This window comes from Anaerovibrio lipolyticus LB2005 (assembly GCF_000621545.1).
Taxonomy (GTDB): Bacteria; Bacillota; Negativicutes; order Selenomonadales; family Selenomonadaceae; genus Anaerovibrio; species Anaerovibrio lipolyticus_A.
The window spans coordinates 85,510-112,371 of the sequence record NZ_JHYA01000003.1; the positions used below are offsets into that span (position 1 = coordinate 85,510).

Consider the following 26,862-nt stretch of genomic DNA (forward strand, 5'->3'; position numbering starts at 1 on the left):
CATTTTTTAAGAGCTGATATTCCCTTTATTTCCCCTTAAACACCGGGGCACGTTTTTCTGAGAAGGCCTTTATACCCTCCTGGAAATCCTCTGTGCCCAGCAGCATGGCCATAGCCATGGCTTCGTAGGTCAGGGTTTCATCCAGTGAAGCCCCGTAGTTGTTTATTTCCTTTTTCATCATGGCCAGGGCCAATGGGGCTGCCCCTGCAATCTGCTTGGCTACAGCCATGGTTTTTTCACGTAATTCCTCCGGAGAAAATACATCATTGACCAATCCCAGAGAATGGGCTTCATCAGCCAACAATGGACGGGCCGTAAACATTAATTCCTTTGCCTTTGCCATTCCCACAGTTTTAGCCAGAAAATAATAACCGCCACAATCCGGAGCCAGTCCTATATTGGCAAAGCTCTGAATAAATTTTACCCCCTGAGCCGCATAACACAAATCACAGGCAATAGCAATATTGAACCCAGCCCCTGCAGCTACACCATTAACCATAGCTATAACAGGCTTTGACATACTGCTGATGAGCTTAACCACCATTCCCGCCTGGGCCACGAAATTACGCCGCTCCTCAGTGGTCTTTAAATTATCAAGGGAAGGCAAATCACCGCCAGCACAGAAGCCTCGCCCTTCACCTGTTATTACCACCACCCGCACATCCGGGTCATGCTCAGCAAAATGCAGCTTCGCCAGCCACCCGTTAATCAGCTCCAAGCTCATGGAGTTCAGGCTTTTTGGGCGGTTTAAGGTTAAAATTGCTACCCCATCACTCTTTTCATACTTTACGACGTCCTCTGACACATATACCCCTCCCATCAATGTATTGACAGTAAATATATCTGCCAATAAAAATATCTAATCTTTAAAATTTCTTCAATGCCGCACCGTTGAGATAATCACAGCAATCCCCCTGCTTAAAGCCCTGCTCCTCCATCTGCCGAATAATGCCGTCACGGATTTTGAACCAGCCCGTAGACCAGTTGCTGAATAGGGTATTTTCTGCCGGAGCACGGCCTATTACACGCTGTAAAACAATATTCGGGGATAAATGACGTAAAAATAGAATTACCCGCTTTTGGTATTCATCCCTGCCAATAAGCTCCAGTTCCCCCTTTTCGTACTGCTCCGCCATGACTGTACCCTTTACAATATAAAGGGCATGGAGCTTCACCTGATCCAGCTGGAGAGCAGACATTATATGGGCCGCCTCAATGGCATCCCTGTCCGTATCCCAAGGTAGATTTAAAATCAAATGGGCACAGGTTTGGAGCCCATATTTTTTTACCCTTAAAATAGCGTCAATAAATTCTGCCAGACTATGCCCCCGATTAATTTTATCCAAAGTATGGTAATTCACTGTCTGAAGCCCCAACTCCACACAAATATCTATACGATATTTTTTGGCTATATCCTGCATGGACTGCAAATAATCATCCCGAATACAGTCTGGTCGGGTGGCAATATATACCGCCACTACCCCCTCAGCCCTGGCTGCTTCTTCAAGATAGGCTGTAAATCTGTCCAAGGGCATATAGGTGTTGCTGAAATTCTGAAGATAGGGAATAAATTTTGTTGCCTTGTACTTGGGAACGATATGGGCCTTGTTGGCCACAATCTGCTCTGTTACGGTCATGTCAGCCGGCAAATTCTCATAGCCAGTACCAATTTCCCCACAAAATGTACAGCCATCTATTCCACAAGAACCATCCCTGTTTGGGCAGCTGACCGGAAGTGCAACAGGCAGCTTGTAGGTCTTCTCCCCATAGCGATTTATCAAGTATTCGGAAAATGTATTGTATACTGAGTTAGTCATAGGTTATTTTCTCTCCAAAGGAATTTTATAAATGACTTCGGTGCCTTCACCCTGCTTGGAGTTGAGCTCCAGAAGTCCCCTGCCTGAATACAGGTTGGCAATGCGTTGACGGACATTGGACAGACCGATACCACCAGTCTGCTCCCGCATCAGCTTTTCACATTCATCTGCCGTCATACCAATACCATTATCAGCCACCCGAACTACAAGCTTGTCATCCTCCGCCTTAATGCTGATATCCAGCTGACAATCTGCTGGTTTGGAAAACAGGCCATGAAGCAGGGCATTCTCTACTATGGGCTGCAGAGAAAAGGTTGGCAGCAAATACGAGTCGAGAGCCGGATTCACGTCAAGATTTACTGATAAGCGAGAGCCAAAGCGAACCTTTAAAATTTCAATATACGCAGCCACGCTGGAGAACTCTTCCTCCACCGTCACCTTGTCCTCATGCTTGGCAAAGCTGAAATGGAGCATTTCCGACAGCTCCTCCAGCAGCATCCTAGCTGTATCCGGAGCTGTGCGGCAAAAAGACATAATATTAGATAAAGTGTTAAACAAAAAATGAGGATTTATCTGGGCCCGCAAAGCCTTTAATTCTGCCCGTTCCGCCAGAGTCTGCTGCTGATCCAGCTCATGAATGGCCAACTGACGGGACAGAAGCTGTGCCAAATCCTTTACCAGCTGCACCTCAGATACTGAAAGACTGTTTTTGTGGCTCCGATACAGCTTTAAGGTACCCACAGCCTTATCCTTGGGCATTAAGGGTGCCACCACCCCACATACCAACGGACAATGTGGCTCCGGACATTGGGCCCCATCCTGAAATACCACAATTTCCCCTGTAGTAAGGGCTTCCGTGGTAGCTGACGATAAAATTTCCCCTCCTGGCAAATGATGGTCACTGCCTACGCCCACAAAGGCCAAAATTTTCTTGTCATCTGTTATGGAAACGGCATCTACCTTGGTCAAACGGTAAATCAGCTCCACCACCCTTTGGGCACTGTCCGTTGATAGTCCTGCCCGTAACCATTTTAATGTCTGCCCAGCTATAGTCAGGGCCAAATGAGCTGAACGGGCTCCACTCAGCTCGGATTGGAGCTGCATATCCTTTAAAATCATTACAAACAGGGTGGTTCCTACTATTGTTACCATGGTTGTGGGAATTGCAGCGGTTTTCTCAAAGGCCAGGGCAGCCTCAAAGGGCTTGGCAAAGGCCAAGGTCAGCCCCTTTTGAATAAGCTCTGCCATTAAAGCCATCCCTGCTGCCATACGCCAATCCAGACGATGAAATCCTACCTTCTGGCGTAGCAATCCGGCCAGGATACCCACCATAAAGGTAGCTACAGCACATGATGAGGCCGTAAAGCCCCCCAGACTGTAACGATGCAGGGCACCAATCAACCCCACGCTGGCTCCTACCCAAGGTCCGCCTATAATGCCTCCCATAAGGGTACCCACTATGCGGGTACTGGCCAGGGCTCCCTCCAGACGAGTACCATAATACGATGAAATAATTGATAACAGAGAAAATACTGCTGTGAATACCGCCCAGGACTTCCACGTCACTGGCGCCATGGCCATGGTCATGGCCTTGCGGTTGCGTCCCAATAAATAGGCAACTACCGTGGAAATGCACACATCCCCCAGCAAGTCAAACAACAACTCCATTATATCACTTCCAATCCCCCGGGAATTTCAATCTCACTTGATTCCCAAGACCTGTCGTACCTCTGATATATGCTTGCGACTAACTGGTATTTCCGTACCAGCTCCATCCCTCATGTTCAGAACGTAAGAGCCGTGGAACCACGGAATTACCTTGGCTATAGCCTCAGTGTTCACTATATATTGCCGATGCACCCGCAAAAACAGCTCAGGATCCAGTAGCTCCTCCAATTCCGCCAAGGTCATGGAAAGCTGAAAATCACCATCCTTGGTTCGCAGGAAAACCAGTTTTTCCTTAACATAGGCCAGCAGAATATCCCGCTGCTGAACAGGAATCAATGCCTCACCCTTTTGAACACTTATGGGGTGATAGTGATGTGCCTCTACTGCGGGCACGATCCTCCCCGTTGATTCATTATTTTCCACCAAAGAAAACAGAGACCTCACCTTTTTTAGGGCTTTGGTGAGCCTTGCCTGTCCCAGTGGCTTGGTAAGATAGGCCACTGCAGAGGTTTCAAAGGCCGGTAGGGCATATTCCTCATAAGCCGTAACAAAAATAATCATAACATTTAATTTTAAGGTGCTCAAACACTCGGCAAATTCCAAGCCGCTCATGCCCGGCATTTTTATATCCAAAAACAGGAGATCACAGGGATTTTGCTGCAGATAGGCCAAAGCCTGCTGGCTTTGCTGAAATGTGGCCACCACCTCAATATCCGGATGTGCCTCCAGCAAATACGCAATATCATCGCAAATAGGCTGCTCGTCATCAACTATCACTGTACGTAGCATCTATCCTCACCCTTTCCTGTACAAAAAAACTACCTTTGCACCCACTTCCATTCTATCACCTGACACAGTGCAATTCAATTAACTAAAGGGAGAAAGCCTAGCTTCCTCCCTTTAAAAATAAAACGTATTTTATCTTTATTTTGTATTGAATACCTATCAGAATATCCCCAAGAACTTCCAATAGGTCTGTGAAAACAGCAACAGCAGCAGGTAACCAATAATAGTAATTGGCAAACCTACCTTTATGCAATCCTTGGCCGTAAAGGTCTCAGTGGCAAAGGCCAGAATACCCTGTGGCGAATTAACCGGCAAAATAAATCCGAAGCTTACTACAAACTGCAGGACCATGGTAATGCCCACAATGTTCAACAGAGGATTATCCAATCCCTGCAGCACTGCAATCATTATTGGAATCATAGAGGAGGCTACAGCTGTGGCGCTGGCAAAGCCTATATGTACAACAATAAGGAATAGGGCCAAAATAGCAAATACCATAAATACACTCATACCGGCCAGACCAAAGCCCATGGAAAGCTGATTAGCCAACCAGGAGGCTGCCTGGGTTGATAGCAGAGCTGACCCCATGCTGATACCAATACCGAACAATACCAATGTGCCCCAGGAAATACGGGACTGTGCTTCCTTCCAGGTCATAATACCGATTCCCGGCATAAACATCAATGTAATGGCAATTACTGTGGATGTGGTGGTGTCCAACGGATGGACAATTTTTTCTGTTACCCAGAGGAACAGCAAACCGATGGAAATCAGCATCAGCTTCTTCTCTGAGGTCTTCATTGGACCCAATTCCTTCCGTGCTTCCTTAACTGTGGCATCCCCGCCAGCCACCTCGTTCATCTCCGGTGGTAAAATCTTCCAGCAAAGGAAATACAGAACCACTGACATAATAGCGGCATAAGGGGCCGCTGCTATGAACCACTCAGTCCAGGTGATATTAGCACCCAACTGCTTGTCGATAAAGCCAAGAGCTACCATGTTCTGGGCCGCCGCTGTCTTAATACCTATATTCCAGATACTGGCCGCGTGCACTGTGGCAATCATCAAAAGTGCTGCAAAGCGGCTGTTACGTTCCATCTTAAAGGCTGCGATTATGCCGAGAACGATTGGAACTATACACCCTACACGAGCTGTGGTACTTGGAACAAAAAATGCCAGGACAAAGCCTACAAAAATCATACCTGCTAAAATTCTGTTGGTTTTCGCTCCCACCTTGGACAAAACAAACAAGGCTATCCGCTTATCAAGTCCCGTGTGCATCATACCAGCTGCCAAGAACAGCGCCGCACCTACCAGAACCGTTCCACTGGCACTAATTCCTGTAAAAGCTGTCTTGATTGCATTAGAGGTCCCCATAAGAGTTGCTGGATCCTGAGGATTCGGTGACAAGCCCAAGCACAGAATCATTAACGTGGCAATAATAGTGGCACTAACTGGATATGATACCGTTTCTGTAATCCAGATAATAACCGCAAAAACCAATATACCCAGCATACGATGTCCCGCTGTAGTAAGATCTGCTGGTGTTGGCATCATAAATATACCGGCCATTGCCAAAAAGCCAATTAGCAGACCATACTTTTTAAATATTGATGACATAGAAACTGGCTGAAATGCCATCCCTCTCATTTCATGGGATAATTCCATACTACACACCTCCTAAACATAATTTAATTGATTCATTTCATAAATCAGTGCACTTTTCTTATGGTTAGTATAATATTCCGGTATAGCAGAAACGATAAATTTTCGCTCATTGGTCCAAATTCGCCCCTGAATAACAAAAAAGAGGTGCTGAATTTTCAGCAACCTCTTCAAAAATCCAATTATTAAGTTTGAAAACTAATCCGTTTTCTTGACTTGTAACTTCAAATTAATCTCCACTACCCTGTCAAATACCCTGTGTTCATACATAAACAATAGGGCCTGTTGATGGCACACAGCACTCAGTCCATCAGCCGGAACATCAACTACCACATCAAAGACCTCTATGTGATACTTTTTATTAAGCTCACGCCAGTTGGTGAATTTAAACCCATTAATGACATCAGATGCGCCTTGGCCGGCTGGCAGCTTATCCCGCCAAAAGGCCGCTGTCTGCTCCTGATACTTTTCCTTGTTCCAATTAAGAAATTCAGGCCTGTTCTGGCCACTATCCGCAGTAAGGGCATCATAGCGCATCAAATTATCCATAATGAGGCGGTGATTCTCTGCCGACCTATCCATTACATCATCCCTTGGACCATTGTCCACATTGGCATTTAAAACCATTTTAAAGAAATCCCACAAATATCCATAGAGATTTTTGGCACTGATGGCCCGCCTGTGGTTACCAAGCTTTTCCCAATAGTCAGTAAAGCGTGAATAAAACTCAAAGGCGTTACCACCAAAGAATTTTTCAATCATATACTCCATGGACTTCAGACAGCGTCCAGCGTTGTGATAAAGCTCAAACACCTGCTCAAAAATATGGAGCCAGCGAATCTCACCATAGTCCATCACATCATTGGACAATACCTCATAGGGGCCAATATCCATGTATTCATAATTATACCTCTCCACCATATCCATCATGGCAGAACCCTTTAAGAATTTCAAAAAGCCCAGCTGCAGCATATCGGTATGGAGAGCGTACAAATCATTAAAGGACTGGCCAAAGGAGTCCAAATCCTCTCCAGGTAGGCCAATAATCAAATCCGTGTGGATATGCATATTATGGTTTTTCTGCAGTGCCTTTATATTTCTGCAGATATCCTCCCAATGATTTACCCGGGAAATTCGCTTCAAAACCTCTTTATTGGTGGTCTGAACCCCTATTTCCAGCTGGACCCTGCCCTTTGGCATGGATTGCAGTACCTCTATGGTTTCCTCATCAAGATAATCCACTGCCACCTCAAAATGGAAATTGGTGCGACAGACCGCTGGCAAATCCCTAATATATTCAATTATTGGTAAAAAATGGGATTTTTTAGCGTTAAATGTACGGTCCACGAATTTCACCTGCCGCACATCATGGGAAACAAAGAAATACAGCTCTTTAAACACCTCCTCCAAGGGACGATAACGAACCCCGGCGGTGGCACAGGAAAGACAGTAGGCACAGGAAAAGGGACATCCACGGGAGGTTTCATAATAGAGAATCTTCTCCTTAATATCCTCCATTTCCTCATCAACATAAGGAAATGGCAGCTTCAATTTAGAAGGCTCCAGCCGATTCATAACCGTTACAGCCTTACCTGCGTGAATTACATCCTCATCTACAGCCTCCAATGTCCCTCCCCGCCAGGCAATTCCGGGATTTTGGGGCTCAACGATGAGCTTTCTTTCATTATTAACTGCCCGCCGATTAATAATAAGGTCCAGAAGCTCCATAACTGCTTCCTCTCCCTCACCCCGAACCACGAAATCCACAGCTGGATTGATCCTCATAAAATCAGTTACTTCATAGGAAACCTCCGGACCGCCGCAAATAATCAGTGTATTAGGCAAAACCTTCCTCACTAGTGGGAGAGTATGTTTTATTAATTCAATGTTCCATATATAGCAGGAAATGCCAATAATATCCGGCTTGTGCTCATATATTTCACTGAGAATATCCGGCACATAATTATTTATGGTAAGCTCCAAAATATCCGATTCAATATTAAGCTTCGCCGCCGCCTGACGCAGATAGCGAACTGTCAGGGATGTATGGGAAAATTTGGCATTGAATGCCAGCCAAAGAATTTTTTTCATAATCTTACTCCATTGGAAAAGCCCATCAGAAAAATTTTGCCTATAGCATATTTTCACCAGTTGGGTTATAATGTGAAAGGATATGTACCGTTGTGAACGAATACATACGACGGAATATGATAAAAAGGAATGTGATTAATAATGATACCTGAAAAGTTTATGCAGATTGGTGCTGCAATTATGCAGAACCCTGAGATGCTCCAGAAGCTCAGCGAGGCAAAGAGCCCTCAGGAGGCTTATGAAATCGTAAAGGGCCTGTTGGACGGCATGACCATGGAGGAATTCATGGCTACCGCTGCAACCCTGGCTCCACTTATCCCAGCTGACCTCACCGATGAGCAGCTGGCTGCTATGCCTGCCGGCAACATCATTAAGGCCTTCAAGGGCTGGGTAAAGGATTTGCCAACAGCATAATCCAATTGTAATTTTATCTGTCTATACTAAAGGGACTGCCTAAGCAGTCCCTTTTATTTTTTATTCCTTACCAGTCCAGCAATAGGTGCAGACCTTGTCTTTATCAATGCCGATGGCTTCAAGAGTGCCTTCCAACGACTGATAGCCCAGAGAATCAAACTTGAACATTTCACAGATACGCTTCAGCATACACTGCCCACGCTCTGTGTTGGCATCTGCATATTCATCAATATGCTTAACACCCTCATCCCCCTCCAGATCCTGGATAACCCGGCGGGCTAACAGCTCATGCTCCCCCTTGCTGGAGGAGAAGTTAAGATACTTACAGCCGTACATAATTGGTGGACAGGCACTGCGCATGTGTACCTCCTTGGCTCCGCTCTTATAAAGGAAATCTACAGTTTCCCGAAGCTGAGTTCCCCGCACAATGGAATCATCCACAAAGAGCAGCTTCTTTCCCTTAATAAGCTCGGGAACAGGAATCTGCTTCATCTTGGCCACCTGATTGCGAATCTTCTGGGTAGTTGGCATAAAGGAACGGGACCAGGTAGGAGTGTATTTTATAAAGGGACGGGCAAATTCATTGCCACTTTCGTTGGCATAGCCAATGGCATGGGGAATACCAGAATCCGGAACGCCAGCCACATAATCAAGTTCTGGCAATTTGCCCCGCTTTCTTTCCTCACGGGCCATAATTTTGCCATTATTTACACGCATAACCTCAACGTTCTTGCCCTCATAGGAGGAAGTAGGATAGCCATAATAGGTCCATAGGAAGGCACAAACCTTCATATCCTTGGATGCAGGCGAAATGGTGCCAATACCACAGGAATTCATGCGAACAATTTCCCTTGGCCCCAGCTCATAGAACTTGTCATAGCCCATTTTCTGGAAGGCGAAATCCTCAAAGGACACGCAATACCCATCATTGTTCTTGCCCAAAATAACTGGCAGACGCCCCACCTTGTCACGGGCAGCAATAATCTCACCATCCTCAGTGAGAATCAATATGGTTATGGAGCCCTCAATAATATCCTGGGCATGAAGAATGCCGGATACAATATCATCCTTTTCGTTAATAAGGGCCGCCACCAGCTCAGTGGAATTAATCTTTCCGGAGCTCATGGCCATAAACTGGTGATTCTTATCCTTGAAATAATGCTTCAAAATAGCATCCGTATTATTAATAATACCTACAGTGGTTATACCATAAAGGCCAATATGGGAGCGCACCAAAAGCGGCTGGGGATCCGTATCACTTATGCAGCCAATACCGCTGGTGCCATTAAAGGAGGAAAGTTCCTTTTCAAATTTGGTTCTAAAAGGAGTCTTGTCAATGGAATGAATCTGACGCTGGAAGCCCTTAACGGCATCATGAATTACCATACCACCACATTTTGTTCCCAAATGTGAATGATAATCCAGACCAAAGAAAAGGTCCACCACACAATCCCTATGGGACACTACACCAAAAAATCCACCCATCGATAACTCTCCTTCCGATGTAAAAAGCTAGACTATTTAGTTCTGGTCAAGACTTAATAAAAAATATCCAGAACCTGAGGTACAGTTTCTATTTTCAAAGGCAGCTTAGGCCCCACCTCACCATCAATATCGCTGGTAAGCTCCTCAGAGCACTCCACCTCAAAGGTAGAGGCCTGACGATAAATAACCTCCTTGCGCTGGGAAATATCCTTTCCCGCCAAAAGCTCTGTGGTAACAATCATCAAATCCGCCACGTTGCACTGCTTCATAATGATAAGATCCAGCACACCATCCTGGACACTGGCCTGTACAGCCGCATTTTTGAAGCTGGCTACCACACTGGAATTAACCACCAAAAAGAGAAAAGCCTTCTCGTTAAATTCTTCCTTTTCCGTACGTACCGTAAGGTCAAAGGCCCTAAACTGAGGCAGAGTTTTCAACCCATGCACATAATAGGCCATTTTACCAAAGGCATTTTTCAATCGTGTATCCACCTCATGGGCAATGGAAGTAACCATACCCGCACTGGCTACATTAATAAAGTAAGTATCTCCCACCTTGCCCAGATCTATTTTCATGGTCTTCCCGGAAGCAATACGGTCAAAGTATTCATCTGTGTCAAGGTGCAGGAAGGTGGCAAAATCGTTGGAGGTACCCGTGCCGATAATTCCCATAGGAATGTTCAGCTTCTCCCTCATTATGAGGTTCACAATCTCATGAACAGTACCATCTCCGCCGGCAGCTATAATACCATCTGGCGCCGCCAGCCTTATAAAATCAACTAAATCTGCATTTTCCGGGGTGGTTCTGTAAGGAATCACCATACAGCCACGGCTCTGGAGCTTATATATTATTTCATCAAGGCGCTTCTTGAAAACGGCCTTGCCGGAAACCGGATTATATACCAAAACCAGTTTTTTCATTATCTTAAACTCGGCCTTTCTATTCAAAACAAAAATTCGTCAAATTAATCAGCCCTTATATACACCCAGCTTGTGCATGGCCTTGATGCCAAAACGGCCAATCATCGGAATACGGGCCATATCCTCCTCCATCATACCGCCAATAAGGAGCAATACCGCCAAATAAACCACACAACCCAGCAAACAAGCACCAAAGGTGGAAATCACATTGCTGCCCCAGGCCGCCAGGGTATAATCGTAGAAATACCACACAGAAGCCGCCATAAACACAGAGGCCACAATGGTCTTTAAAAGCTGAGGAATTTCCATACGATAGCCTATGTATTTATATATAAAGAACATATTTATAACAGCCGCCACACCCATGTCGGCAGCAGTTGCCCAGGCTGCACCCATAATTCCCAGCCAAGGCTTGGCAACAAGTGTCCAGTTAAGAATAACCTTGGCCACAGCCGCCACAATCATATTAACCATTGGGATAGACGGATGGCCCAGCCCCTGAAGCACCGCAGTGGAAACCTGATGAAGGCCCAACAAAACAATGCTTACAGCGGAAACCATAATAGCTGGTCCCGCATTTGGTGCATTATAAATTAATGAAGCAATTGGAGTAGCCAGAACAAATACCACCACAAAGGCAGGGAAACAAACCGCATTGGAAATACGGATACCAGATGCAGTCTGACTAAATACCAGCTTGGCATCCTGGAGGGCCCTTGCCTTGGAAATGGCCGGCACAAGACTTACTGCCAGAGAAGCTGTGATAATAGTAGCCAAATTAACAAGCGGCACCGCCATACCAGTGAGATAACCGAACAGCTCTGTGGCTTCATTGACGCTGTAGCCTGCCACCTCAAGTCGCTGTGGCACAATGGCCAGATCCAGATTGGATACTACAGGCAGCATGATGCTGGCGGCAGATACAGGCAAGGACAGTGCGAAAATACGCTTGATGATTCCCCAGTTGGAGGTCTTTTCAGTATCCGGAAGTGGCTTCAGCTCATGGCCAAATTCACTTACAATATCCTTCTCCAGCTTCCAATGGAAATATACCAGCACGATAAGTCCCGTCACAGCACCGGCAAAGGCACCCAGACTGGCACCAGCCGCTGCATAATCCAAACCGTAAGGCAGGAACAGGCTGGCAAACATTATCATGGTAACTACGCGGAATATCTGCTCCACAATCTGGGATACAGCCGTTGGCGTCATGCGCTGCCAACCCTGTAAATAGCCACGGGAGCTGGCCAGCAGGGTTACGAAGAAAATAGCAGGCGCCAGTGCCACAACTGACCAGTAAGCACGGGCATCACGAATGAAATGGAAATCAATGAGCCACTGGGCGCCGAAATACGTCAGCAACGAGAACAAAATACCCGTTACAAACATCAATGACATGGATACCTTAAATACCCGCTTGGCCCCCAATATATCCTTTAGAGCTACTCTTTCAGCTGTAATGATTGAAATAGCCACCGGAACACCGGCTGTAGATACACTTAAGGCGAAAAAATAAATTGGGAAGGCCATCTGATAAAGTCCGATACCTTCACCGCCCAAAATTCGGGAAACGAAAATCCAGTTAAGGGAACCAATGACCTTTACCACAATACCGGCAACAGTCAAAATCAAGGTACCCTTAAGTAAAGATTCCCCTTTATTATTTTTATTGTTTTCAGAAGCTTCCTGATTACTAATCTTGCTCACACCCTCATAGGTTATAAAATAGTTGTATGCCACCCTAAAATTATGCTTTAATATTAGGTGTAGCTGTTTAATTCTTATGTTATGGCATAATAAGCCATGCTAAAAAATTATATCACTTACAGTCATAGACTGCAAGCACGCGAGGAGTCTATAACATGGAGATAAATATCATTAATTTCAACACAACCATAGGGGTAAAAAAACCGCGGACCATTCAGGGTATGGCCAATACCAGCGACTGCCCTTTCTGTGATGTAGAGCACCTGGTGGGTATTATCGAAACAGATGACAACATTATATTATTGAAGAATAAATATAATGTCATGGAGCCCTCAGACCAGCTGGTGCTTATTGAAACCGACCAATGTAAATCAGACATACCTGATTACTCCAGGGAGCAGATGCGCCGTGTTATACACATGGGCGTAAAGCACTGGATCAAAATGCTGAACTGCGGTAAATACCGCTCCGTTATTTTCTTTAAAAATTTTGGTCCCATGTCGGGAGGCACAATTCAGCATCCCCACATGCAGCTGGTGGGTTACCCGGAGCTTGATCCGGACCTGATGTTTGACCCAGTGGAATTTGAAGGTCTGAAAATCTTTGAAGACAAGGGCGTGGAGCTTAACACCTCTACGAATCCGCGCATTGGCTTTTCTGAGTACAATCTAGTGCTTCACCATGAGGCCTACACCGATAAGGACACTACTAATGCCGTAGCCCTTATGCCCAAGGATGAGAGCCTTAATTTGTTAGCTGACCTTATAAAAGAAACCGTTACCTTTATGAAGGGGTACTTTAAGCGACCAAATTTCAGCTATAACCTTTTCTTTTATAATGTTGAAAAAAAGATGCGGGTTAAGATTATGCCAAGATTTGCCACCCCGCCAATGTATGTAGGCTACAACATTCACCTGCGCCCCACCTCCATTCCTGACTTTGCTGAAAACTTGAGAGCACATCTGGAAAACCAGGGATACATAAAATAATTAAAGGCTAAATGTCTATTCGTATTAATCTAATGTCCACAATTCGCAATATATATTAAGATGGAACATATACATTTTTGTTCCATCTTTTTTATTTTTGCCCTAACTCGATTCATAAAATGCTGATAAATACTAGCTATTTTTAAATTGTTTGCTGTTTTAATTCATGTTACAAGTTTACACATTTTTATAGCAAAATGTCTTTCCTTTTTATTTTTTATGTGTTATAATTACGCTCGTATACTAAAAAGAAAAGAGGTTTTCATTATGGAATCAAGAAAATCCTTTGGCGGATCCTTTGGTTTTGTTCTGGCTGCCGCCGGATCTGCTGTAGGCCTTGGAAATATCTGGAGATTCCCTTATCTTGCTGCCAAGGACGGTGGCGGGCTGTTCCTGCTTATTTATCTTATTTTGCTGCTGACCTTCGGTTTTGCGTTGCTGACCACAGAAATTGCCATTGGTCGTAAGACAAAGCAGGGTCCTCTCACAGCATACTCCCGTATATGCAAGAAATGGCGCTGGCTTGGTCTTTTGGCCTGCTTAATTCCAGCCATCATCATGCCTTACTACAGTGCTATTGGAGGCTGGGTAATCAAATATTTCCTGGCGTTTACCACCGGAAGCTACGTGGAAGCAGCTCAGGATGGTTATTTTGTAGGCTTTATTACTGCCCAGCATGAGCCACTGGTTTATATGTTCCTGTTTTTAATGGCTTGTACAGCAATTATTCTTTTAGGCGTAAACAAGGGTATTGAGGCATCCTCAAAGATTATTATGCCAGCCTTGATTATACTTATTATCGCCATCGCTATTTATTCTCTGACCATCACCCATACTGATGCCAATGGTGTTACCAGAAGCGGTATGGATGGTCTGCTGATTTATCTTATTCCAAACTTTGAGGGTCTTACCTTCAGCCATTTTATGAGTGTATTGGTGGATGCCATGGGCCAGCTGTTCTTCTCACTGTCTGTTGCAATGGGTATTATGGTTGCCTACGGCTCCTACGTTAGTGATAAGGCTGATGCCGTCGCTTCCGTAAACCGCATTGAGTTCTTTGATACCCTGGTATCCTTCCTTGCAGGTCTGTTGATTATCCCTGCTGTATTTACCTTCATGGGCAGCGAGGGCTTATCTGCTTCCGGCCCGGGCCTCATGTTCATATCCCTGCCAAAGGTTTTTGAAAGCATGGGCACCGCCGGTATTATCGTGGGCATTATGTTCTTCCTGATGGTTCTTTTCGCAGCGGTAACCTCTGCTGTGTCCATTATGGAAGCAGTTGTATCCAGCTTTATGGACTACTTCCACATTACCCGTGTGAAGGCTGCTCTTGCTGAGTTTGCAATTGCACTGGTATTTGGTACTATCGTATGTCTTGGCTACAATGTATTCTACTTTGAGCTTCCATTGCCAACTGGCAGCACCGGTCAGGTCCTGGATGTTATGGATTACATTTCCAACAGTATTTTCATGCCAATTATTTCCATCGGAACCTGTATTATGATTGGCTGGGTTGTTGGTCCACAGGTTATTATTGACGAAATGGAAAAGAATGGCGAAACCTTCAGCCGTAAGTATATCTACATTGCAATGATTAAGTTCATTGCTCCTGTACTGCTGTTCATCCTGTTCCTGAAATCTTCCGGCATGATCAGCTTCTAAACTAAATATAAATAGTAGCGTAACTTAAAACACCGTCTGTCATTACTGGCAGGCGGTGTTTTTGCATTCATAGCATAAGCTCGTTATTTTTCTTCCTTCAAAATTTCCGATACCTTCTCAAAATCAAAATTGTCTATAGCCTGGGACAAAGCTGATATTTTCTCCTGTTCCACCTCCGGCAACCGGTAATTATTTAGCTCCCCAAGCACCTCTTCAATGCCAAAGCTGTCACAGCCAAGGGCATATTGCTCAATTTTCCCATAAGCCTTAGAAAGTACGGCCTCATCTATCATAGCCTTATCCTCGCCGACAGTCTCAGTGGTATTTTCCAGCAACGGATGCAGCTGTTCCCCCAATTTTCCACAGCGTTCCAATAATCCATCCACTTCTTTTTCCAGGGTATCCATGTCTCCGGCCTTGCCGGCAGTTTCCAAGGCCAATGCCTTTTCCCCAATGCTTTCTGCACCAATAATACGCGATGTACTCTTAAGAGCATGAATTTTGATAGTGGCATTTTCAATGTCCTTGTTCTGCATATATTGGGTGATTTCATCTATGTATGTACCAACCATAGAGGCATATACCTTCAAAGCCTCCAAATAAGATTCCTCATCTCCATTATTCTTAATGCCGGCTTCCACATTAACTTCTGGTAATTCGTAAATGAAGCGAGGCAGATGGAAATCCTCATCTGCAATAGCAGGTGCAGCTATATCTCCAATTTTGCCTATAGGAGTCCAGTCTTCCACCTTTTGCTCCAGTGCAAAATAGAAATTTGAACCCAATTTATAGACACTTTCCACCTCCAGATTTGAACCCATTAATCCCAGCAAACGCTGGGTAATGGTTACTCCTAAGCCTGTACCACCAACAGTTGGGCTTCTGCCCTCCTCAACCCGTTCAAATTCTACAAAGAGCCGCGTTTTATCCTCGTCTTTTATCCCCTGGCCTGTATCCTTTACTGAAACATGCAGCCCTATGTGCTCATCATCCAGCTTCTCTGAACTTATTGCCAATATTACCCGTCCCTTTGCAGTATATTTCACTGCGTTTGTTAGCAGGTTAATGAATATTTGCTTTATGCGGATATCATCACCGAACAGGATTTTAGGAATATTGCCATCGATATCCAAGACGAATGACAGCTTTTTCTCCTCTGCCTGTGGCCTTATCATTGCCACCAGCTCACTCAGCAATTCACGAAAATCGTACTCCCTTGGCATTATTTCTATCTTTCCGGCTTCAATATTGGAAAAATCAAGTATATCGTTGATTCTTCCCAAAAGGTCTACACTGGCATCCCGTATACTTTCCGAATAACGGACAGTTTGTGGCTCCTGAGTTTCCGCAAGAATCATTGAGTTAATGCCCAGTACAGCATCAATAGGTGCCCGCAATTCATTGGAAATAGTGGACAAAAAAGCCGTTTTGGCATTATTTGCCGCCGCCACTCTGTTGGAAACATCAATTAAAGCATCCCTTTGCTGTCTTTCTTCCGAAATATCCTCCAATATCCACAGGAAGGTGGCTACTTTTCCCGCCTGCGTCTGCTGGCATCTGACAACACGGGCCCGCAGCCACTTCCCCTGCTTGGTCATAAAGGTGGTAGTAGCAGCCACCCGATATTCCAACATAAGCCCAAGTATAGAAAAGTCAACGAATTCTTTCATTTGAAGGGTGAAGTGTTCCTCCACCTCTTCGTTTACATAATCCCAAAAATGCTGCTGGGCGTCAGCACCATCATCAACCTTTAATTCCCCATCATCATCCTCCCGGTCTATAACGGATCTGATGGTATTATTTATTATATCTACTTCCTTAAATTCATAGTATATCTGTGTAGCAGCCGCCAGCCGCTCATTGAGGCTCCGGGATTTCATCTCTTTTACCTCATACTTGTCCAGTAATTTTAGTAGTATAAAAAAAATGAACATTATAATAAAAAAGCACAAGGCAAGATTAAGGACAATTATCGTGGTATCATCCGTAATTGCTGAATTTAAGCCCAATACAGAAATCAGGGCAACCAGCACAATACAAAGGATAGCCCCGATAAATGATGTTCTGTTATCGCCCATTATACGCATAGCAATTCCCTGTCCCTTCGCCCCTAATCTATTCGATGAATTTTTCCAGTCGGGAGGTATTTCATTACCATTTGTTCCAGCTTGACAAAGTCTATAGGCTTTGTGAGATAGTCATCAAAGCCTTCATTTTTATACAGATCCCAAGCTCCTGATACTGCGTTGGCAGTGAAGCAAATAACCGGTGTTTCCCTGTTCATGCCCTTTTTCTGCTCCTTCATCTCATGGAGAGTAACAATACCATCCTTTTTAGGCATCATGTGATCCAGGAAAACTATATCATACTTTTTCTTATCAGTCAGAGCCAGAGCTTCATCGCCACTTTCAGCAGTATCAATCCTTACCTTGGTTTTCTTTAGCAGATTCCTGAATACCACCAGATTCATGGCTGTATCATCCACCACCAGCACCTCAGCCTCCGGAGCTGTAAACTGCTCATGATACTGATGAACAGCCGAAGTATTGGCAACAAGCACTTCATCCATATTTCCCAATGGCTCCCAATCCACAACCTCCTGCTCCAGAGTAAAGTAAAAGCGGGAACCCACTCCATAAATACTGCCAACCTCCAGCTTCGAACCCATCATACCAAGCAGGCGGGTGGTGATAGAGAGGCCAAGGCCAGTACCCTCAATGTGACGATTTTTCTCCTCACCGATTCTGTCAAACTTGGAAAATAGCTTGTCCATGTCCTCCTTCTTTATACCGCTTCCTGTATCCTTGACAGCCACCGTAAGCAGGACATGCTTTTCATCCTTTTTTTCGAAGTCAATACTAAATACCACACTGCCCTCTTTGGTATATTTCACCGCATTTGTAAGCAAATTGGTAATAATCTGTTTTAGGCGAATATCATCACCCCAAAGGCGTTTAGGTGTCTCCGGATCTACCTCCAATGAAAACTCCAGGCCCTTTTCTTCCGCCCGATACGAAATCATGTGAACCAAATCATTAATCACAGAAGACAAATCATATTCGGCTGGAATGATTTCCATTTTCCCTGCCTCAATCTTGGAAAAATCCAAAATATCATTTACCAGAGCCAATAGGGTATGCCCCGCCGCATCAATATTTTCCGCGTAGGAAAGTATGGGGCTGTCCTGACTGCATTCCCGCAAAATCATTTCATTCATGCCCAGTATGGCATTTATTGGCGTTCTTATTTCATGGGACATGTTCGACAAAAAAGCAGACTTGGCCTCACTTGCCGCCATCGCCCTATCGGAAATATCCCGCAGAGCCTCTCTGGCTTTTCTTTCCTCGTCAATTTCCTCCACCAGCCACAAAACTCTGGAAACCTTCCCCAATGAAGTACGCTGGGAAACGATGAAGCGGCAGCGGCACCAGATACCTTCACTGTTTAAAAACTCCATAGTGATGGCATTGCGGTCCCCCAGCCGTTCAGCCAGAGTGGAAAAATTCAAAAAATCCATTACCTGATTTTCCCAGGAAGGGTCTAGATGCTCCTTCATACGAAAAATCAAGGCCGCCTGGGCGCCACTATGTTCAGTTACCTTCGTGTCACTGGCATTTTCTTCATCCACTTCAATATCAATGTAGGTATCGTTGATAATATCAAATTCCTGCACGAAAACATACAGCTTGGTGGTGGCACTAAGCTGATGATACAGCTGCCTTGATACCTGATCCTTGCGTTTACTATATCTTATAGCCACATAGGATACAGCAATAATAGTCGCAATAATCAGCAAGAACGCTACAATGGTCAAATATGGCAAAATATCACCCCATATCACGCCTGAGAAGGATTAGCCCTCAATACATCGTCAATTTTACTTATCAAAGCCTCTTTAGTGGCCGACTTTAAAATATAGCCCTGAGGTTTAAGGGCAAGCACCTGACTAATGGATTCCTTGTTATCAATACCCGTAAGGAATGCCACTGGAATTTTTTTAGTCTCCTCATTGGAGCGCAACGCCTTCAGCACCTCAGGACCAGGCATCTCCGGCATATTATAATCAAGCAGCACAAGATCCACTTTATTTTGATGCAAAAATGTAATTGCCTGCTTACCAGAGGTTACAACACTCACCTGGAAGATTTCCATTAAATGGCTGCGAATCATCTTGCAAAATGCCGGGTCATCATCCACTACCAATATTTTTTCCTTTACATTTTTTTGTTCGTCAAAGGCCTCTACAACCCTTTCAAATTTATCCATATTTACCGGCTTATCAAACCATGGATAGGAGCCCAGCTCAGGCAAGAATTCCACCACATCATGATGAAAGGTTATTTCACCAACAATAATAATTTTACGCCGCTTTGCCCGCAGGTTTTTAACGATGTTTATCAATTCCTCCTGTTTACGTTCGCTGAACAGCACTCCCTCACCCAAATGGAGCACAAACACCGACGAGTCATTTATATACTGATACATATTCCAAGAGCCGGCTACTGCCGAATTTACAGTATAGCCCATATTCTCCAGACCCTGAATAATTGCCTGCACAGTGATGGTTTGACCAAAATCGAATAATACTATTTCCTTTTTAACTGCAGGTTGTACTTTTTTCATCATACTACACCTCCCCATGGGACACTGCACCACGGACCCATATTACTCAGCTATTCTATGATAGTATTCCACGTTTGAGGTGTCATTCCTGCTTTACGAGAATAATTATGCCCAACAAAAAAACTGCCGACCCTTCAGCCGACAGCTTTACTTACTCATCGTTTCCTGCTTCAAAAACATCTATACAATCATGATAATCACAGGCTGCTCCCTTTACGGACACGCGGTTGCCGTCCTCAAAAAAATGCTCCAGCCATACATAGAACATTTCTGTGGATCCAAATTCCCAGGATTTTGACTCCAGCCATTCACGAAGTCTGTGATTGCTGGTAAAGCTCTTTTCTATGCGCATCCTCATCACCTCCAGATAAATGCTTCACTTTCGTTGTTTATGTTTTCTACCATTTTACCAAAAATCCTGCCTAAAATGCAAAAACTAATACCATTTCACGTTATTTTAATCCTTGCACTAAGGGCATCTGCTTGTTAATATTAGTTTATCTAATATTAAAGGAGTCACTGTTTATGAATAAAGAAAGGGTTATCTCCATAGATGTTTTTCGTGGACTGACCATTTTTATAATGATTCTGGGAAATTTATCACCAGATTCCCAGTACACCTATCCAACCCTGCTTCACAGTGGCTGGACTGGGGTTAATATCATTGATTTTGCCTTCCCTGGCTTTATCTTTATCATGGGTGTATCCACTGTTTTCGCCCATTCTCTAAAATATACTGACTGGTTAGGAAAAGTTATAAAGCGCACTATTATTTTGTTTGTATTGGGGCTGCTGGTGAATCATTTGCCAATAGTGTTTACTGCCATTTTTTCTTCTGATTATACTTTTGCCCAGGCTGGCAATGATTTTCTGACTTATTTCCGCCCCTTTGGCGTATTGCAGCGCATTGCTTTAGTATACCTTATAGGTACTGTGATTTTTCAGGGTGTATCCCGTCCATGGCCACTTTTTGCTATTTCCCTGTTTCTGATGAGTATTTCCTCTTTGGGGTATTACCTTTATAACCCAGCAGAGCCCTACAGCGAGGTAAATAATATTAGCCTATATATAGACCAGCACCTTCAAGGAATCTCCCACAATTATATACAGGCCTTGTATGACCCTGAAGGACTTTATGGCACCATCAATGCTACTGCCACAATGCTCCTGGGGTGCTTTGCAGGGCAAACACTAAATTCCCGGCAGAGCTTCAGCCTTGCCGACACCAAGAATACCAAAGCTCTGTTTTCCTACGGCATTGTTTTGCTTCTTATATCCTGGGGCTGGTCCCAGTGGGAAATCATCAGCAAGCCCCTTTGGACTGCCCCTTATGTCCTTTCCATGGCAGGTATTGGCATGATAGTGCTGTCCTTACTTGATGGTCTGTCTCATAGTATTTTTTTCAGATTCATCCTTCATCCATTAAAAGCCTTGGGACAAAACCCTATTTTCGTCTATCTGTTATCAGAGTGGGGCCTAGCCCTGCTATTTGCCGTCCCACATAACGGGGAGCCACTATACCTCTGGCTCTACCACACCTATTTCTTCGCAGATACCTCGCCATTCACATCGACCTTTACCTACACTCTGCTATGGGATCTGGCCTTTGTGGTACTGGCAGAGGTACTGTATTGGAAGAATATTGTTATAAAGATATAAAAAAAATATTATGCCCAGTTAGACGAAAAAATCCTCATCCCATAAAAGAGATGAGGACTTTTTTATTTACAGAATTTCTACCAGTTCAATCTGGAAATTCAGTTCCTTACCTGCCAGCTCGTGGTTGGCATCAAAGGTAATTTCAGTATCTGTCTTTTCGGTTACAGTAACAGGGAAAGGCTGTCCCATTGGGTTTGTAAGGTAAACCCGCTGGCCCTTTTCCAGATTCTCGGCTCCTGGAACCTGGTTAATTTCCACGGTCATGATAGCATTAGGGTCTGTCTCACCATAGGCATCCTTTGGCTCCATGTGGGCATCCTTAATTTCGCCCACCTTCATATCAGCCACAGCCACATCAAAGCCGCGAATCATCATACCAGCACCGCATACGAATTCCAGTGGTTCGCCGCGATCATAGGAAGAATCAAACTGAGTTCCGTCATTAAGGGTACCCTTGTAATGAACACGAACCTTCTTGCCTACATTTGGTCCCTCAATTCCTGGTACAGTATGGGAACCACAACCACCGCAGCCCTCGTGGCCGCCACAGCCACCTTCCTCATGATGGCCGCAGTCATGACCCTCGCCATGATGATGATCACAATTAACACCGGAGTTTACCAGCTCACCAGCAAGATATGCCTCTACAGCTGCATCCACATCCCCGGAAGCACCGGCACACAGCTCAATACCAGCATTAGCCAATGCCTGCTGGGCACCGCCACCAATACCGCCACAAATAAGCACATCAATGGATTTATCAGCCAAAAGGCCAGCCAACGCACCATGGCCGCTGCCGTTTGACCCAATAATTTCACTGGATACTACCTTATTATCCTCAACCTCAAAAACCTTAAAATTCTCCGTTTTGCCAAAATGCTGGAAAACATTGCCATTATCATAGGTTACAGCAATTTTCATCTATTAAAGCACCTCTTTTTAAACTATCTAAGTAATCACATCTTTCCATATGATAATATAGGTGCTCTAAAAAGTCAATAAGTCAAATTTCTGAGTATTCTGATAATGATTCGCTGTTCCTATCCTTCCACCGTCTTCACAACAACCATTTTTGCATATCCCTCGGCGCTGATGGTGCCATCCTCCAGAATAATCTCCGACTTCATTTCCACCACGTTGCGCTTGCGGTTTTCCACCCAGCCACGGATAGTGATAGGCATTCCCACAGGTGTAGGCTTGCGATAACGGACTTCCAGCTTTCCCGTAAAGGCCGGCTCACCAGTTCTAAAAAGATAGCCACCCATGGCCTCATCCAGCATAGTGGAAATAATACCGCCATGGACTACCCCACCAAAGCTCTGGTAATTCTTGTCCACCGTGGTTTTAGCAATATATTGATTGGAAATAATCTTAAAATCCAGCTTCATTCCAATAGGATTATTCTGACCACAGGCAAAGCAGTTGCCCGTATCTTCCATTTTTCTAATTTCCTCATCTGTTGGCATTACAGTACCTCCGTAAGTTCTAAATTGGTTTTACCCCACCCCTATAAACTATAGATTACACAAGGTATTGTCAACTTTTTCCGGCGAGTTGGACGATTTTTTTCGGCGAGTTGGCATAACGACGAAAAAGCCGTCGGGCAAATGAAACCCGACGGCTTTTCTTTGTGTGTATGTATGGGGAGTTATATCTTAAGGAGAGTTACAGATGGGTAACCTTATATTCAATTTGATGTTATGTGTGCAAAATTTGAAATTACACTGCTGCAAAGGCCTGATCCAGGTCAGCGATGATATCATCAATATGCTCAGTACCGATGGAGAGGCGAATGGTGCTGCGACTGATACCTACATCAGCCAACTCCTCATCAGTGAGCTGGGAATGGGTGGTGGTAGCTGGATGAATAACCAGAGACTTCACATCAGCAACATTTGCAAGGAGGGAGAAAATCTTCAGATTATCAATGAACCTGAAGGCCTCCTCCTGGCCGCCCTTAATCTCAAATGTAAAGATAGAGCCGCCACCATTAGGGAAGTACTTCTGATAGAGAGCATGATCCGGATGCTCTGGCAGGCTTGGATGATTAACCTTCGTTACCTTAGGATTCTTTACGAGGTAATCAATAACCTTTTTGGTGTTTTCCGCGTGACGCTCCAGGCGGAGAGACAGAGTCTCAGTGCCCTGCAACAGCAAAAATGCTGCAAAAGGAGAGATAGTTGCGCCCTGATCACGGAGCAAAATAGCGCGAATGTAGATAGCGAATGCAGCCTTGCCGGCAGCCTCAGTAAACTTTACGCCGTGGTAACTAGGATTTGCCTCGGAAATCCAAGGATACTTACCACTCTTTGCCCAGTCAAAGTTACCGCTGTCCACGATAACACCGCCAAGAGTTGTACCATGACCGCCAATAAACTTGGTAGCAGAATGAACAACAATATCTGCGCCATGCTCAATAGGGCGGATAAGGTATGGAGTGCCGAAGGTGTTATCAATTACCAGAGGCAGGCCGTGCTTGTGAGCCAGCTTGGCAATGGCATCAATATCCGGAATATCGGAGTTTGGATTGCCCAGAGTCTCAATGTAGATAGCCTTGGTGTTTTCCTGAATAGCGCCCTCAATTTCCTTTAAATTATGAGCATCCACAAAGGTGGTCTCGATACCGTACAGTGGCAGGGTATGTGCCAGAAGGTTAGCGGAACCGCCGTAAATGGTCTTCTGGGCTACAATGTGCTCACCGGCCTTTGCCAGAGCCTGAATTGTATAGGTGATAGCCGCTGCGCCAGAAGCCAGAGCCAGACCAGCCACACCACCCTCCAATGCAGCGATTCTTTCCTCAAAAACGCCCTGAGTGGAATTGGTAAGGCGGCCATATATATTTCCTGCATCAGCAAGGCCGAAGCGATCAGCTGCGTGCTGGGAATTACGGAATACATAAGAGGTAGTTGCGTAAATTGGTACTGCTCTTGCATCAGATGCTGGATCTGGGTTCTCCTGACCTACGTGAAGCTGAAGTGTTTCAAATTTGTAGTTGCTCATAATAATTTCTCCTTTTGCTATAAAATCTTGAAATAATTTCTTACTTAATTTAATGAAGCGAAATCTGAGCCAGAAATAAAAAACCGGGGCTTTATCCAAGCTCCCGGGCAAATGGCAACACAATCAGCTGCAACTCAAAGAAGACGAATGCAACTGGCCATAATTACATGCCCGGGAGTTACACATTCGACAAACCCATGCTGCTGTCTTACAAGTGTTGTTTACTCCATACATAGCATTCATCTCCTTTCTTGAATCCTTAACTTTGTTTGCTCAATTTCGATGTCTATATATTAAACCTATATGCCTACTATGTCAATAGGTAAAATAAAAAATTATTTGAAATTCATTTTATATTTGAAAATGCCATTTACCTTGGGGTAAAATAGGTTTAAAGGAGGTTATCTTATGATTTCAACAAAAGGAAGATATGCCGTTCGCTTTATGATAGACATGGCCCAGCAGCCTGATGACAAACCCGTTACCCTTGATGAGGTTGCCCAGCGCCAGGAGGTTTCCAAGAAATATATGGAACGCGTAGTTAAAATGCTGGTCAGTGCCGGACTGGTGAAGGGAACCAGTGGCAAGGGCGGTGGTTATCGCCTCCTGCGCAAGCCCGAGGAATATAACGTTATGGAAATCCTTCAGGTCACCGAAGGCCGTCTCACCTCTGTTGCCTGTCTGCAGGAAGGCGCTGAGGAATGCCCACGGGAAGCAAAATGTCTCACCCTGCCAATGTGGAAGCTCTTTGATGAAATGGTGAAGGATTTTTTCACCAACATCACCATTGCTGACCTTCTCAAAGGGCACGAGCAAAACTTATAAGCAAAAGAAAAGCAGAAACCGCAATCAAGCGATTTCTGCTTTTTATATTACTTTTTCTTTGAAGCCTGATACTCTGGAATAATCCTGTTCTTGGCGATTTTTCCTGTGGAAGTTCTAGGCAGTGCCTCCACCTCATGGAATTCACGAGGAATCTTGTAAAGGGCCAGATTTTTCTGGAGATACTTCTTCAGCTCCCGATGATTAACACTTTCACCCTCATTTACAGCATAGAAGCAAGCTCCTGCATTGCCACGGAGCTTATCCGGAACCCCCACCACTGCACATTCAGTGATGCCGGGATAATGATAAACAAGCTCCTCTATCTCGCGGGGATACACATTTTCACCCATGGAAATAATAATATCCTTTATGCGATCCACTACATAGAGGAAGCCCTCCTCATCTTCACGCACCACATCACCGGTATGGAACCAGCCATCATGCAGGGCAGCTCCAGTTGCCTCAGGAAGATTCCAGTAGCCCAGCATTACATTGTCGCCCTTGACCACCAGCTCTCCGGCTTCACCCTTGGCTACCTCCTGGTTCTCTCCGCTCATTATCTTATATTCAATGCCCTGAACCACAGGACCAATGGAGCCAATCTTGGCTGTTGCAGGAGAATTCATGGTAACCACTGGAGATGTTTCAGAAAGGCCATAGCCCTCACAAAGGGTAATGCCAAAATTGTTCTTGAAATCCTCGGCAATCTTTAATGGCAATGTGGTACCACCACTGACCACCATACGCAGGCTCTTCATGTCCTCAGGCTTGGCCAGCTTATTTAAAAGGGCACAAATACTTGGAACCACATGGGTGTCAGTTATGCCATATTCACGTATTGTTTCAATGGTTTCCTTTGGCGTAAACTTATCCAAAATAACCATTTTGCCGCCCACATACAGCGGATACATAACTGACAGGGTCCAGCCAAAGCAATGATACATGGGCAATACGCAAAGCTCCACCAAATCACTGGTACCGTGGGCCACCTCGTGATACTGCTCATCATTGGCAATAATATTTCTGTGGCAAAGCACCGCTCCCTTTGGATTACCAGTGGTACCAGAGGTGTAAATAATTACACAAGGTTCAGTGTCCTTAAAATCATCAGGCAGCTTGGGAGCATCCGGACAGCTCTGCTCCTGATAGCAGTATCTGAGATCATGCTGCTGCACATTTTCCGTAAAATGCAATTCATCAAGAGCCTCTGCAATATCCAATTCCTTATATGTAAGTACATGGATAATGCCTGCATCCTTTACAATATATGCTATCTCACGATTGCTGAGCTGAAAATTGATAGGCACTGCCAAAGCACCCAGAGAAACAATGGCCATATATGCAAGGAGAATATCTGAGTTGTTCCGTGAAAAAATACCTACCCGATCTCCCCGGCGAACACCTATATTGTATAGGTAGTTTCGGTATTCCTTTACAGAATTCTGCAAATCCTTATATGTAAATGTACGTTCTTTGTCGATAACAGCAACTGCATCGTCTTTACCACGATAAACCAAATCATGTATTAACATATAGCTTTTACACTCA

Annotated in this window: 22 protein-coding genes; 5 read left to right on the top strand and 17 right to left on the bottom strand. The window is 44.7% G+C overall.

All coding sequences use genetic code 11. The features are described from left to right. Positions 1-25: 25 nt before the first annotated feature. From T355_RS0103510 to T355_RS0103535, 6 genes are all read right to left on the bottom strand, one after another. Entirely contained in the window at positions 26-805 is a 780-nt protein-coding gene (locus tag T355_RS0103510; protein ID WP_027396542.1) for an enoyl-CoA hydratase/isomerase family protein, read from the bottom strand. A 61-nt stretch (positions 806-866) separates the two neighbouring features. Further along, positions 867-1,817 (bottom strand): TIGR01212 family radical SAM protein, encoded by a 951-nt coding sequence (locus T355_RS0103515; protein WP_027396543.1) that lies wholly within the window; start codon positions 1,815-1,817, stop codon positions 867-869. A 3-nt stretch (positions 1,818-1,820) separates the two neighbouring features. Then, complete coding sequence (locus tag T355_RS0103520) at positions 1,821-3,485, bottom strand: LytS/YhcK type 5TM receptor domain-containing protein (RefSeq protein WP_037329766.1); 1,665 nt, start codon at positions 3,483-3,485, stop codon at positions 1,821-1,823. 33 nt (positions 3,486-3,518) lie between these two features. Next, positions 3,519-4,274: a LytR/AlgR family response regulator transcription factor gene (locus T355_RS0103525; RefSeq protein ID WP_027396545.1), complete on the bottom strand. Its 756-nt coding sequence runs from the start codon at positions 4,272-4,274 to the stop codon at positions 3,519-3,521. 156 nt (positions 4,275-4,430) lie between these two features. Continuing rightward, on the bottom strand, positions 4,431-5,939 hold the full coding sequence (locus tag T355_RS0103530) for a DASS family sodium-coupled anion symporter (protein ID WP_419670092.1): 1,509 nt from the start codon (positions 5,937-5,939) through the stop codon (positions 4,431-4,433). A gap of 195 nt (positions 5,940-6,134) precedes the next feature. After that, complete coding sequence (locus T355_RS0103535; protein WP_037329769.1) at positions 6,135-8,027, bottom strand: B12-binding domain-containing radical SAM protein; 1,893 nt, start codon at positions 8,025-8,027, stop codon at positions 6,135-6,137. Positions 8,028-8,168: 141 nt separating this feature from the next. Between T355_RS0103535 and T355_RS0103540 the strand changes: the two genes are divergently transcribed. Beyond that, positions 8,169-8,441: a hypothetical protein gene (locus T355_RS0103540; protein ID WP_027396548.1), complete on the top strand. Its 273-nt coding sequence runs from the start codon at positions 8,169-8,171 to the stop codon at positions 8,439-8,441. Between the two features lie 60 nt (positions 8,442-8,501). On the opposite strand, the gene T355_RS0103545 is transcribed toward T355_RS0103540, so the two are convergent. Genes T355_RS0103545 through T355_RS0103555 form a run of 3 tightly spaced genes read right to left on the bottom strand, consistent with a single transcriptional unit; the run spans position 8,502 to position 12,556 of the window. Then, on the bottom strand, positions 8,502-9,926 hold the full coding sequence (locus tag T355_RS0103545; protein WP_027396549.1) for an amidophosphoribosyltransferase: 1,425 nt from the start codon (positions 9,924-9,926) through the stop codon (positions 8,502-8,504). 53 nt (positions 9,927-9,979) lie between these two features. Further along, on the bottom strand, positions 9,980-10,849 hold the full coding sequence (locus tag T355_RS0103550; RefSeq protein WP_027396550.1) for a diacylglycerol/lipid kinase family protein: 870 nt from the start codon (positions 10,847-10,849) through the stop codon (positions 9,980-9,982). A 48-nt stretch (positions 10,850-10,897) separates the two neighbouring features. Next, positions 10,898-12,556, bottom strand: a complete 1,659-nt coding sequence (locus T355_RS0103555) for a putative polysaccharide biosynthesis protein (RefSeq protein WP_051555372.1) — start codon at positions 12,554-12,556, stop codon at positions 10,898-10,900. 155 nt (positions 12,557-12,711) lie between these two features. Here T355_RS0103555 and T355_RS0103560 point away from each other — a divergent pair, with 155 nt between their 5' ends. Together T355_RS0103560 and T355_RS0103565 are read left to right on the top strand one after the other, a co-directional pair. After that, positions 12,712-13,545 (top strand): DUF4931 domain-containing protein, encoded by an 834-nt coding sequence (locus tag T355_RS0103560; protein WP_027396552.1) that lies wholly within the window; start codon positions 12,712-12,714, stop codon positions 13,543-13,545. 267 nt (positions 13,546-13,812) lie between these two features. After that, positions 13,813-15,207, top strand: coding sequence for a sodium-dependent transporter (locus tag T355_RS0103565; RefSeq protein ID WP_037329771.1), 1,395 nt, complete (start codon positions 13,813-13,815; stop codon positions 15,205-15,207). Positions 15,208-15,290: 83 nt separating this feature from the next. Here the strand turns inward: T355_RS0103565 and T355_RS0103570 are convergent, their stop codons facing one another. From T355_RS0103570 to T355_RS0103585, 4 genes are all read right to left on the bottom strand, one after another. Beyond that, positions 15,291-17,087, bottom strand: a complete 1,797-nt coding sequence (locus tag T355_RS0103570) for an Hpt domain-containing protein (RefSeq protein ID WP_197019545.1) — start codon at positions 17,085-17,087, stop codon at positions 15,291-15,293. Positions 17,088-17,317: 230 nt separating this feature from the next. Continuing rightward, complete coding sequence (locus T355_RS13430) at positions 17,318-19,030, bottom strand: ATP-binding protein (RefSeq protein WP_197019546.1); 1,713 nt, start codon at positions 19,028-19,030, stop codon at positions 17,318-17,320. Positions 19,031-19,044: 14 nt separating this feature from the next. Beyond that, a complete protein-coding gene (locus T355_RS0103580; protein ID WP_027396555.1) occupies positions 19,045-19,833 on the bottom strand; it encodes a response regulator in 789 nt (262 codons plus the stop codon). Between the two features lie 148 nt (positions 19,834-19,981). Further along, positions 19,982-20,182 carry a hypothetical protein gene (locus T355_RS0103585; protein ID WP_027396556.1) on the bottom strand — a complete coding sequence of 67 codons (201 nt, stop codon included), beginning with the start codon at positions 20,180-20,182 and terminating at the stop codon, positions 19,982-19,984. 173 nt (positions 20,183-20,355) lie between these two features. Between T355_RS0103585 and T355_RS0103590 the strand changes: the two genes are divergently transcribed. Continuing rightward, positions 20,356-21,489 (top strand): acyltransferase family protein, encoded by a 1,134-nt coding sequence (locus tag T355_RS0103590; protein WP_027396557.1) that lies wholly within the window; start codon positions 20,356-20,358, stop codon positions 21,487-21,489. 66 nt (positions 21,490-21,555) lie between these two features. Here T355_RS0103590 and T355_RS0103595 read toward each other — a convergent pair whose 3' ends face one another. From T355_RS0103595 to T355_RS0103605, 3 genes are all read right to left on the bottom strand, one after another. Beyond that, positions 21,556-22,410, bottom strand: coding sequence for an FKBP-type peptidyl-prolyl cis-trans isomerase (locus tag T355_RS0103595; protein ID WP_027396558.1), 855 nt, complete (start codon positions 22,408-22,410; stop codon positions 21,556-21,558). Between the two features lie 119 nt (positions 22,411-22,529). Next, positions 22,530-22,955, bottom strand: coding sequence for a PaaI family thioesterase (locus T355_RS0103600; RefSeq protein ID WP_027396559.1), 426 nt, complete (start codon positions 22,953-22,955; stop codon positions 22,530-22,532). 253 nt (positions 22,956-23,208) lie between these two features. After that, complete coding sequence (locus T355_RS0103605; RefSeq protein WP_027396560.1) at positions 23,209-24,489, bottom strand: O-acetylhomoserine aminocarboxypropyltransferase/cysteine synthase family protein; 1,281 nt, start codon at positions 24,487-24,489, stop codon at positions 23,209-23,211. Between the two features lie 408 nt (positions 24,490-24,897). Here T355_RS0103605 and T355_RS0103610 point away from each other — a divergent pair, with 408 nt between their 5' ends. Then, complete coding sequence (locus T355_RS0103610; protein ID WP_027396561.1) at positions 24,898-25,314, top strand: RrF2 family transcriptional regulator; 417 nt, start codon at positions 24,898-24,900, stop codon at positions 25,312-25,314. 47 nt (positions 25,315-25,361) lie between these two features. Here the strand turns inward: T355_RS0103610 and T355_RS0103615 are convergent, their stop codons facing one another. Further along, positions 25,362-26,846, bottom strand: a complete 1,485-nt coding sequence (locus T355_RS0103615) for a class I adenylate-forming enzyme family protein (RefSeq protein WP_027396562.1) — start codon at positions 26,844-26,846, stop codon at positions 25,362-25,364. Between the last annotated feature and the right edge of the window lie 16 nt (positions 26,847-26,862).